Annotated in this window: 7 protein-coding genes; 5 read left to right on the top strand and 2 right to left on the bottom strand. The window is 69.5% G+C overall.

Annotation, left to right across the window (positions count from 1 at the left end; genetic code table 11):
* Position 1 precedes the first annotated feature (1 nt).
* Genes HMPREF2883_RS02710 through pknB form a run of 4 tightly spaced genes read left to right on the top strand, consistent with a single transcriptional unit; the run spans position 2 to position 6,310 of the window.
* Entirely contained in the window at positions 2-1,699 is a 1,698-nt protein-coding gene (locus HMPREF2883_RS02710; protein ID WP_070658868.1) for an FtsW/RodA/SpoVE family cell cycle protein, read from the top strand.
* Positions 1,696-3,198, top strand: a complete 1,503-nt coding sequence (locus HMPREF2883_RS02715; RefSeq protein WP_070658869.1) for a peptidoglycan D,D-transpeptidase FtsI family protein — start codon at positions 1,696-1,698, stop codon at positions 3,196-3,198. Before HMPREF2883_RS02710 ends, HMPREF2883_RS02715 begins: the two co-directional genes overlap by 4 nt.
* Positions 3,195-4,322, top strand: coding sequence for a serine/threonine-protein kinase (locus HMPREF2883_RS02720; RefSeq protein ID WP_070658870.1), 1,128 nt, complete (start codon positions 3,195-3,197; stop codon positions 4,320-4,322). The genes HMPREF2883_RS02715 and HMPREF2883_RS02720 overlap by 4 nt, the downstream gene beginning before the upstream one ends.
* The gene (pknB, locus tag HMPREF2883_RS02725; RefSeq protein ID WP_081384619.1) at positions 4,319-6,310 is read left to right on the top strand and encodes a Stk1 family PASTA domain-containing Ser/Thr kinase; all 1,992 of its coding nucleotides are present in this window, start codon (positions 4,319-4,321) and stop codon (positions 6,308-6,310) included. Before HMPREF2883_RS02720 ends, pknB begins: the two co-directional genes overlap by 4 nt.
* A gap of 528 nt (positions 6,311-6,838) precedes the next feature.
* Here the strand turns inward: pknB and HMPREF2883_RS02730 are convergent.
* Positions 6,839-7,600 carry a response regulator gene (locus tag HMPREF2883_RS02730; RefSeq protein WP_081384581.1) on the bottom strand — a complete coding sequence of 254 codons (762 nt, stop codon included), beginning with the start codon at positions 7,598-7,600 and terminating at the stop codon, positions 6,839-6,841.
* A gap of 134 nt (positions 7,601-7,734) precedes the next feature.
* Entirely contained in the window at positions 7,735-9,252 is a 1,518-nt protein-coding gene (locus tag HMPREF2883_RS02735) for an ATP-binding protein (protein ID WP_070658871.1), read from the bottom strand.
* Between the two features lie 557 nt (positions 9,253-9,809).
* Here HMPREF2883_RS02735 and HMPREF2883_RS02740 point away from each other — a divergent pair.
* Entirely contained in the window at positions 9,810-10,556 is a 747-nt protein-coding gene (locus tag HMPREF2883_RS02740; RefSeq protein WP_070658872.1) for a DUF4352 domain-containing protein, read from the top strand.
* Positions 10,557-11,162: the final 606 nt, after the last annotated feature.

The raw sequence follows: 11,162 nt of genomic DNA on the forward strand, positions 1-11,162 counted from the left end.
GATGACTGCTGCTCCCAGCCCCCTGGGCGCCCCCGCGGGCGTCGCGACCATCCAACCCGCCGGCGTCGCGAAGTACCCGGGACGGTGGGCGGAGGCCGCGCTGCTCGGCGTCGCCCTGGTCCTGGGGCTGGGCGGCTTCGTACTCACCGCCCTCAACCGCACCGGCTCCTCCCCGGCGCAGACCGTGGGCGTGGCCATCGCCTTCCTCGTCCTGACCGTCCTCATGCACCTGTGTGTGCGCTACGCCGCCCCGTGGGCCGATCCGGTCCTCCTGCCGACGGCGGTGGCGCTCAACGGGATCGGCCTGGCCATGATCCGGCGCCTGGACCTGGCCTATGAGGCCAACGAGCAGTGGCAGTTCTACGTGGGCTCCAAGCAGCTGGTCTGGACGCTGCTGGGCGTCATCCTCTTCGCCGTCACGCTCCTCCTGCTGCGCGACTACCGGCGTCTGAGGCGCTGGGACCGCTGGGCCATGTGGTCCGGCCTGGTCTTCCTCGTCCTGCCCTTCATCCCGGGGATCGGCCAGAGCATCAACGGCGCCCGCATCTGGATCCGGATCGGCCCGATGAGCTTCCAGCCGGCCGAGCTGTCCAAGGTGCTGCTGGCGGTCTTCTTCGCCTCCTACCTCGTGGCCAACCGGGACAACCTGGCCCTGGCGGGCCGCAAGGTCCTGTGGATGAGCCTGCCGCGCGCCCGGCACCTGGGCCCCCTGTTCATCGTGTGGGTCGTGAGCATCTGCGTCCTGGTCCTTCAGAAGGACCTGGGCTCCTCGGTGCTGCTGTTCGGCCTGTTCGTCGTCGTCCTGTACGTGGCCACTGACCGGCCCTCCTGGCTGCTCATCGGCGGCGCGCTCTTCCTTCCGGCGGCCTGGTTCGCGGCGACGCACCTCCACCACGTCCAGCAGCGCATCAGCGGCTGGCTCCACGCCACCGACGACGCCGTGTACAACGCCGCCGGCGGTTCCTGGCAGCTGCTGACGGGCATGTTCGGAATGTCCTCGGGCGGGCTCATGGGCGCCGGCTGGGGCAAGGGCTCGCCGACCCTGGTCACCTTCGCCAACTCCGACTTCATCTTCGCCTCACTGGGTGAGGAGCTGGGTCTGACCGGCACGCTCGTCATCCTCGTGCTCTACCTCGTGCTCATCCAGCGGGGCCTGCGCACCGCCGTGCTGCTGCGCGACGGCTTCGGCAAGCTCCTGGCCGTAGGCCTGTCCTTCGCCGTCGCCCTGCAGATCTTCGTGGTCATCGGCGGTGTCACCCGGCTCATCCCGCTGACGGGACTGACCCTGCCCTTCCTGGCCTACGGCGGCTCCTCACTCATCGCCAACTGGGTCATTCTGGCCCTGCTGCTGCGCCTGTCCGACGCCGCCCGGCGTCCGGCCACCCATGCGCCGCGGATCATTGACACGGCCGAGCTGCCACTCTCCCTGCGCCGCCGGGTCCAGGACGCCGGAGCCGAGGAGTCGATGACCGAGGCCGGCAGCGATGCACCCGCCGAAGGCGCACCGGCCGACGCCGGGGGCTACGCGTCCCCGCAGGCCGCACCCGGCTTCGGCAACCTGGCGGATGACGCCCGCCCCACTGTCGCCGTCAGTCCGGAGGCGCCGCCTCCGCCGCACACCGCACCGGACGGGGCGACCCTGCGCTCATCTCGGGCCCCGGGCTTCACTGAGGACTCTGACAGGAGGCAGCTGCCATGAACCGACAGATCCGCCAGGTCGCCTTCCTGGTGCTGGTCATGTTCACCACGCTGGCCCTGTCCGTCACGAGCGTCCAGGGCCTGGCCCGTCCCTCCGTGTGGGAGTCGTGGTCGGCCAACGGGGCCCTCAACTCCGACCCGCGCAACCGCCGCACCGTCAGCCGCAACTTCGACACCGAGCGAGGCCCGATCCTCGTGGCCGGCGGCACCACGATCGCCAGCACCCAGAAGTCCGACGACGGCCAGGGCGCCGAGGACTACCAGCGCGTCTACGCCAACGGGCCGCTCTACGCCCCGGTGACCGGGTACTTCTCGCCCGCCTTCGCCTCCATGACCGGCATGGAGAAGGAGGGCAACTCCGTGCTCAACGGGGACGACCCCTCCCTGTTCTCCTCGCGGATCAAGACCCTCATCACCGGTGACTCCCAGCGGGGAGGGGCCGTTGAGCTGACTATCAAGCCCGAGATCCAGCAGGCCGCCTACGACGCCCTGGCCGGGCGCGAGGGCGCCGTCGTCGCTCTGGACCCCAAGACCGGGGCCATCCTCGCCCTGGTCTCCACCCCCTCCTACGACCCCTCGGCCTTCGCGACCCGCAACGGGAACGCCGCCAATGAGGCCAACACGACCCTCAGCCAGGACTCCTCCCGCCCCCTGGACAACCGGGCCATCGCCGGCAACCGCTACCCGCCGGGGTCGACCTTCAAGATCATCACGACGGCGGCGGCGCTGCGCACCGGCAAGATCACCCCGGATCAGGAGGTCGATGCCCCCGACTCCATCACCCTGCCGGGCACCAGCCACTCCCTGGAGAACTACGGCGGGGAGTCCTGCGGCGGTGGTCGGACCAGCTTCTCCCACGCCTTCGCCGAGTCCTGCAACACCCCCTTCGCCCAGCTGGCCATGAACGTCGGTGACGAGGAGCTCTCCAAGGAGGCGAAGAACTGGGGCTTCGACTCCGAGCTGTCCATCCCGCTGAAGGTCACGCCGTCGACCTACCCGGACAACGACTCGCAGGCGCAGACCGCGATGGCCGGCATCGGTCAGGCCTCGGTGCAGGCGACCCCGCTCATGATGGCAATGGTGGCCGCCACCGTGGCCAACAAGGGCGAGCAGATGACCCCCTACCTGGTCTCGCGCACCCTGGACCCCGACCTCAACGAGGTCAGCTCCACCTCCACGAAGGTGGCTCGCACCCCGATCGACTCGGCCACCGCCACCTCCCTGTCCTCCCTCATGCAGGAGGCCGTGGCCACCGGCACGGGCACGAGCGCCCAGGTCTCCGGGGTCCAGGTCGCCGGCAAGACCGGTACCGCCGAGACCGGCTCGGACAACGGCCCCACCACCTGGTTCGTGGGCTTCGCCGGCACCGACATCAACAAGCCTGAGATTGCCCTGGCCGTCGTGCTCGACGGCAATACGGAGACCGAGGACGGCGCCACCGGCGGCACGGTGGCCGGACCCGTCGCCGCCAAGGTCATCGATGCGGCGGTGAACCAGTGAAACCTGTTGCCGGGCTCCAGCTCCAGGGCCGCTACGAGCTGGTCGAGCAGATCGCTCTGGGCGGCATGGGCCAGGTGTGGCGAGCCACCGACCTGCGTTCGGGCCGGGCGGTGGCCGCCAAGATCCTGCGCCCCGAGCTGACCGGCGACGAGATCTTCCTGTCCCGCCTGCGTGCGGAGGCCAAGAACTCGAAGGGCCTGCGCCACCCGAACCTCGCCGTCGTCCTGGACTCCGGGGAGAAGGACGGCACCGGCTGGCTCATCATGGAGCTCGTCCAGGGGCGCGCCCTGTCCGACATCATCGCTGAGAAGGGGACCCTGTCACCCGCCGAGATCCTGCCGGTCCTGGCGCAGGTCGCCCGCGCCCTCCAGGTCGTCCACGACTCCGGCGTCGTCCACCGGGACGTCAAGCCCTCCAACATCCTCATCAACCGCGAGGGCCTGGCCAAGCTCACCGACTTCGGCATCTCCACCGGCATCAACCAGCGCCCGCTGACGGCCTCCGGCATGGTGATGGGCACCGCCCAGTACCTCGCCCCCGAGCAGGCCATGGGCAATATGGCCACCCCGGCCGGGGACCTCTACGGGCTGGGCATCATCGCCTACGAGGCCCTGGTGGGGCGGCGCCCCTTCAGCGGAGCCACCCAGGTCGATATCGCCTTCGCGCACGTCAACGAGGAGGTGCCCGCCCTCCCCGACACCGTCCCGCCTCAGGTCCAGGCCATCATCCTCAAGCTGCTCGCCAAGAAGCCCTCCGACCGGCCGCACTCCGCCCGCGAGGTGGCCCGCGCCCTGGACCGGGCGGTGGTGAACCTGCCCACGGATGCGTGGGATCCCCGTGAGGCGCTCAGCTGGGAGTCCACCGGCCGCCGTGGCCCGCAGACCCGCGAGCTGCCCCAGCCCGCCGCCGTGCGTCCCGGCCGTCACGCAGCCGAGAATCCGACGCCGTCGCGCACCGCCCGGCACGCCTCAGGACGCTCCTTCCTCGGCCTCAACCTGCTGACGCTGAGGGTCATCATCCCGGTCCTGACGCTCATCGCCCTGCACAGCACGGGTACGCTTGCCCATGCGCATCAGGTCATGCCAGCCTTGATGCTGAGCATCCCTGTCAAGGAGGTACTGTGACCAGTCAGTTCCCCCAGGTCCTCGCGGGCCGTTACGAGATCCGCGACCTCATCGGACGTGGTGGTATGGCAGAGGTGCACCTCGGCTACGACACTCGCCTGTCGCGGGTCGTGGCCATCAAGCTGCTGCGTTCGGACATCGCCGGCGACCCCACCTTCCAGGCCCGCTTCCGCCGGGAGGCCCAGTCCGCGGCGGCACTCAACCACCCCGCCGTCGTCGCCGTCTACGACTCCGGGGAGGAGGAGCTCCTCCAGCCCGGTGGCGCCAGCCGCACCGTCCCCTACATCGTCATGGAGTACATCGAGGGGCACACGGTGCGTGAGCTCCTCAGCGAGGGCGAGGCCGTCCCGATCGCGGAGGCGGTGGAGATCGTCTCCGGGGTCCTGGACGCCCTGGAGTACTCCCACCGGGTGGGGATCGTCCACCGTGACATCAAGCCCGGAAACATCATGCTGACCTCCACCGGCGCGGTGAAGGTCATGGACTTCGGCATCGCGCGGGCCATTGAGGACTCCGCCTCCACGGTCACCCAGACCCACACGGTGGTGGGCACCGCCCAGTACCTCTCCCCGGAGCAGGCCCGCGGCGAGTCCGTGGACGCCCGCTCAGACCTGTACTCCACCGGGTGTCTTCTCTACGAGCTGCTCACCGGCCAGCCGCCTTTCCAGGGCGACTCCGCCGTGGCCATCGCCTACCAGCACGTGCGGGAGATCCCCAAGCGCCCCTCGTCGCTGGCGGCCGACGTGCCAGAGTCCCTGGACCGGGTGATCCTGAAGTCCCTGGCCAAGAGCCGCGAGGACCGTTATCAGGACGCCGCCCACATGCGCGCCGACCTGCAGGCGGCTGCCCGGGGCCTGTCCGTGGCCGCACCGGCCGCCGACTCCTGGTCCCCGGCCACCTCGGTCATGGCCTCACCGGCCACCGAGCCGGTTCAGCCCACCTCCACCTTCGCCCAGGTGGCCTCCGAGCCCTCTCCGGCGTCCACGGTGAAGGAGAGCGAGGATCCCGAGAAGCAGTCCAAGAGCCACGCCTGGATCTGGGTCCTCGTGTTCCTGCTGTTCGTGGCGCTGGCCGTCGTCGCCGGACGGTGGGCCTCGGGGGCCTTCGACAACGTACCCACTCCGACGCCGAGCCCGACCATCAGCAAGGTGGAGGTCCCCGACACCAAGGGGCAGGACGAGGACTCGGCCAGGAAGACCATTGAGGACGCCGGCCTGAAGTTCGCCAAGGACGAGGTTGCCAACGAGGAGGTCAGCGCGGGCCTGGCCGTCTCCTCCGACCCGGGCAACGGCACGAAGGTCGAGCCGGGCTCCACCGTCACCGTGCACTTCTCCACCGGATCGGCCATGGTCAAGGTTCCCGACCTGTCCGGCAAGACCCAGGAGGACGCCCGCAAGGCCCTCAAGGATGTCGGGCTCGAGGGTGGAAACACCTCCCAGGAGGACTCCGCCACGGTCGCGAAGGACCGGGTCATTTACACCAACCCGCAGGCGGGGAACTCCGTTGCGCGCGGTACCACGGTCGACCTGGTGCTCTCCACCGGCAATACCTCCGTCCCTGACGTCTCCGGCCAGGACGAGGCCACAGCGAAGAAGACCATCGAGGACGCCGGCCTGCAGTTCAAGAAGGGCAACGACGTCTCCAGCGACGTCGAGCGCGGCAAGGCCGTCTCCTCCAACCCGGCCGCGGGCTCCAGCGTCTCCGCGGGAGACACGATCACCGTGAGCTTCTCCAGCGGCGCCGGGGCAACGCCGACGCCGAACCCGACTGCCACAGGAGATCCCAACGCCACCGTCATGCCGGAAGTGAACGGGAAGGACTCCAAGGCCGTGAAGTCCGATCTTGAAGATCGAGGTTTCAAGGTCAGGATCGAGAAGCAAAAGTCCGACGATCCACAAGTTCAACCTGGAATGGTGATCAGTTCCAACCCACAGCAAGGTCAGCAGATCAGTCCCGACAAGGAGATCATTCTGTACGTCGCCAAGTAGTTGCCGCGGCGCCAAACCCCTTGGCCCCCACAACGTGGTGACTGGCGCCTCAGACTTTCCTGGCCTGGGACACCGGCCGCATCCTTTCGATGGGGCCGTGTTGTAACGATCAACGTCAGCCCGGAGACGCGGCCGGCCCTGCTCGTCGGGATGCAATCCGCTGTCGCCGTCCTGCCACGCCTCGCGCGCGAACAGCCGACCCTGGGATCCGTCGCCAGCGCACCCCACGCCCACCCGCCACTCCTTGCGCGCGGACAACCGACCCGGGGCACGCCACGGACGCGCCCCATCCCCACCCGTCACTCCTTGCGCGAACAGCCAACCCCGGGGTCCGTCGCTGGCGCACTCCGTCCTTGGCCTGTCACTCCTTGCGTGGGAACAACTGACCCCGCGCGTCGTCGAGAACGAGCCTCAGACAGCGAGTACGGCCCCTCGAGACCTCGCGCTTTCAGGCGCGTCCCCACGCCCCGGGGTACCCATATCCGGCAGGCTCTCGCCACCGGCCCTCACCGGTCGGGGTGGACGCCCCTATCCCAGCAGCCCGGCGCGTTCGGCGAGGACCGCCAGGTGCACCCGGTTACGGGCACCGACTCGCTCCTGCGCGCTGCGCAGGTGGGCCTTGACGGTCGAGACCGAAATGTACAGCCGGTTCGCGATCTCCTCAGTGGTCAGCCCCTCGGCGGCCGCCGCAATGACCTCAAGCTCGCGTCGACTGAGCCCTGCCGCTGCCTGCCGGGCCTGAGCCACCGCGTGCTGACGTTCCTGAGAGCGAACGTCATAAGCCGCAGTCGTCGGTGTCGTCGGCTGGCAACGCACGTATCGCAGCAGCTCAGCAAGTGCCCCCGGCGAGAGCACCGACTCACCCGCCATGACCCGACGCAACCCGGCATGGAGCTCCTCGGAGGCGGAGTACTTGAGCAGGTAGCCCACAGCACCGGCCTCAATAACGCGCACGACGGCGTCGTCGACGTCCCAGGTCGTCAGCGCCACGACGTGGGGGTGGCGCGGTACGGCACAGATCTGGCGTGTGGCCTCGATCCCGTCCATGACGGGCATACCCAGGTCCATAAGCACGATATCGGCCTCAGTACGGCCCACCACGTCGATCGCCTCACGGCCGTCACCGGCCTCGGCGACCACGGCGTAGTCCTGGCCAGGCCGCAGGAGCGGCTTGATGGCAGCGCGGGTCAGTGGGTCGTCGTCGACGAGGATGACACGGACCGGGCAGGCCGGTGCGGGGGACGCGGACCGGGAGGCCGAGGCGGCCGGGGCGGCGGAGGGATCGGGCACGGAGCCCAGCCTAGGTGCGTGCACCCACACAATCACCATCCCAACGGCCCAGGCCCCGGATGGTGCAGACCGGTGAACTGCGCACCGACCGGTATCTCCGATCTCGGGCTGTTCAGATACTGGTTGGCGGCCACTCAGCGGTCGGTACGGGGTGACTCCGCCGAGCGCCAGGGCAGGTGCGCGCTCACGACGAACCTGCCCTGGCCGTCGGGGCCGGCGTGGAACGTGCCGCCGCAGATCGCCGCCCGCTGGGCCATGCCGCGCAGGCCCGAGCCGCCCCGGGGGTCACCGACGACGACTCCGGGTCCTGACGCTGCACCTCGGTCAGCGCCCGCGGCCTGCGGCGCCTCACTGGCCTCCGCCTCGTGAGCCTCCGGCTCGGTCCGAGAGATCCGGTTGGAGCAGGTGATGTCGATACCGGTGTCCGGGCCGCCCTCGACGCGCAGCTGGACACTCGTACCGGGCGAGTGCTTGCGGGCGTTGGTCAGGGACTCCTGGACGATCCGGTAGACGGCTCGCGAGAGCACCTCGTCGGCCTGAGCAGCGCGGTCGAGGTAGATCGAGGAGCTGAGCGGCTGGCGGGCGGCAAGGACCCCGTCGACCACCTCTCTGAGGTCCTCCAGGCGCGGGGCGGGCTCGACCGCCCCCACTGGCTCACGCAGCACGGCGAGCAGGGAACGCAGGTCCCGCATGGCACCCTGGGCCTCCTGCCGCACGCGCTGGGCGGCGGCCCGCGGATCATCCTCACCGACGGCGTCGGCTGAGTCCGGGGCCTGCGAACCCTCTGGGGCATTCGCGTTGTCTGACGTCTCCAGGACGCCGTGCTCCAGGGCGGCGGCGTGGAGGGCAAGCAGCGACAGGCGGTGGCCGAGTCCGTCATGCACCTCGCGAGCCACGCGCTCACGCTCGGCCTGCAGGCTGACGGTGTCCGCCAACCGGGTGGAGGTCCGAGTCTGCTCCTGGGCGGTGCGCTCGGCCTGGGCTGAGGCGTCGGCCGCCTCCTGGGCGCGGCGTCGGGCCTTCTCCTCCCCGTCACGTGCACGCAGCCACAGTCCGACGGCGACCGGCAGGGACATGGCCACCACCGCGAGAAACAGTACCTGCGGCACCGACACATGGGTCACGGCATGGGGAGCAGGGGAGGAGGAGTTGATGACGCCGATCATCGAGTTCCCGGTGGAGCCCTGGCTCGCGTCTCGGAAGAGCGCCGTCAGGGTGCCGACGGCGAGCAGCGCACCCGTGGCCCACGGGACAGGGTCGCGCAGGGACCGGGCCCGGCGCACCACGGTAGTGAAGGCGATGAGTCCCACAGTGGTGTCCAGGTAGACCCCGATGCCCGCGAGCGCCGAGGCAACCGTGATCGCCACCGGCCAGCGCCGGCGCAGGAAGACCGCCACGAGGAGCGCTAGCCCTACCAGAAACCCTGCGACATCAAGGACTGGGTTGCTTGTCTTAAGAGCCTGCTCATGACCGAGGTGGTATCCCAGTGCGCACATGGAGGCGAGCAGGCACAGGGCGAACAGGCCCAGGGACCGCAGGATCGTCAGGGTGACGTGCAGGACGCGGCGTTGCGACGGGGACAGGGACCCCGTGAACGACGGAGCCGGTCTTACAGGCGTGTACGGCGCAGGGCTGGAGGGAGCCGCAGTCATCGGGGAGCGGAGGCGCGGCCCCAGCGCCGCAGGAGTACCGGGAGCAGCGGGAGGGACAGGATATGAGGGATGCGGGGCGTACCCCGCGTACCCCTGGTATCTCGGATATCCCGGATAGGCGGGGTAGGGGTAGTAGGCCGGCGGGCTCGGCGGGTATGGCAGGGCCCGCGCCCCGAAGGGAGGCGCAGTGGGCTCAGTCCGACCGCCCCCAGGGCCACCGCTCCAGCCCGACACGGGTGGCGTGCCGGGTGCAGGAGTGGGCGGGTAGGTGGGGACTGACATGTGCTCACTGTAGAACCGGGCACTGACACGCATGATCGCCCGATAGGACACGATTCGGGCGCTAGGGCGCGGGAGGCATCGTCCTTTTGGACAGTCGCGATGAGTGCCCTTTCGGATGGCCGCCTCGGACTCATCGGTCGATGTGCGCGCCGCACGGCCGGGGCCATCGTTGTTCCCGTCAGCTGATCCCGTCAGCTCCGGTGACGACTCACACCGTGATGGGCACTGCCGCATCCCGCTCAGTGCCTCACCTCCCGCATCTCGAAGGACCCATCATGACCAGCCCCGTCAACCCAGTCCCGTCCTCGCCCGCCGATGTCCCCGCCGCGGGCTTCCCCGCCCCGGCCGCAGGCATGGGCATGCCCGCCCCCGAGCCGAAGCGCTCCTGGTTCGCCCGACACAAGATCCTCACCGGTATCGGCGCCTTCGTCGCCGTCGGCATGATCGCCTCCGCACTCAACGGTGGTGGGGGCTCGGGCGACTCGAGCACTACCGCCACCCCGCCCTCCGTCCAGTCGATGGCCAGCGCGCCCGCTCAGGAGACCGCCGGCCAGGACTCCGCAGCCGCACCCAGCCCGCAGCAGCAGGAGCCGGCAAAGGACGGCGATAAGTCGGACTCCGGGTTGAGCTTCCCCGGGAAGCAGAGCAGCGACGTCGTCGGAAACGCCGGTGACACGATCGACGACGGCGGCATCAAGGTCAGTGCCACGCCCGTGGCCGCGGGCGACGCCACCCTGGGCCCCACCGCCTGCTCGACCATCACGATCACCAACGGCTCCAAGAACACCCTGGACGTCAACGCCCTGGACTTCACCTTGCAGGACCCGGCCGGGGCGATCAGCAACAGCGGCTTCCTGGGGTCGAGCAACCACCTGTCCTCCTCCAAGCTCATCGCAGGCGGCTCGGTCAGCGGCGATGTCTGCTTCGATGCCGACGTGTCGGCCGGAGGACAGTACGTGCTCCTCTACAAGCCCACACTCTCGTTGTTCGGCCACCGCCGGGCCTGGATCAACAACCTCTGACATCCCACGGGGCCCGCAGGTGCATCTGGCACGTGCGGGCCCCACTGGCCGCAGGACGAACAAGGCTCGACACACATTCGTTGACACTTATGGTGGTGAACTGTCATCAGATTGTCCGGGGGTGTCAGAAATGGATCCTGCAGCCGCCACTGCCTCATGGATGAGGTGACCGAGGGACTCGGGCGCCGACAGACTCCCACGGACGTGTGACAGGACGTCGCCACGCCGCGCCCGGCTCGCGTTGCGAATGTGGGAGCGGTCCCCGGGGAACGGCCGACCTCGGGAGTCGGGGCGCTCCCCGCCATCCTCCTGTCACTCCTTGCACACAGTCAGGTGAGCCGCACGTCGTCGAGAACGCACCTGAGACTGCGAGTACGGCCTCCGCGGGTGCTGTGCTGTCTCCTCACTTGAGAGACGTTTGAGTGTCATGGCTTCTGAGACGTTCGGTGGCCTCGACGCAGCACTCGCTTCGGCCCGAGTCCCGCCTCGGGGCGGTCTGCTGCACGAGGGTGGGGATCTACTGGCCGGGGGTTGTGCGTACTGTACGAGCCCCCGACCCCCATTCAGTACACCCGACGCTCGTGCAGTGGCGCCCCACCCTCGCGG

Origin of the sequence: Actinomyces sp. HMSC075C01 (genome assembly GCF_001812965.1) — a bacterium.
Classification (GTDB): Bacteria; Actinomycetota; Actinomycetes; order Actinomycetales; family Actinomycetaceae; genus Actinomyces; species Actinomyces acetigenes.

Coding starts and splice junctions, on each gene's coding strand:
- HMPREF2883_RS02710 (WP_070658868.1), top strand. CDS start 2: ATGACTGCTGCTCCCAGCCCCCTGGGCGCCCCCGCGGGCGTCGCGACC.
- HMPREF2883_RS02715 (WP_070658869.1), top strand. CDS start 1,696: ATGAACCGACAGATCCGCCAGGTCGCCTTCCTGGTGCTGGTCATGTTC.
- HMPREF2883_RS02740 (WP_070658872.1), top strand. CDS start 9,810: ATGACCAGCCCCGTCAACCCAGTCCCGTCCTCGCCCGCCGATGTCCCC.
- HMPREF2883_RS02735 (WP_070658871.1), bottom strand. CDS start 9,252: ATGACTGCGGCTCCCTCCAGCCCTGCGCCGTACACGCCTGTAAGACCG.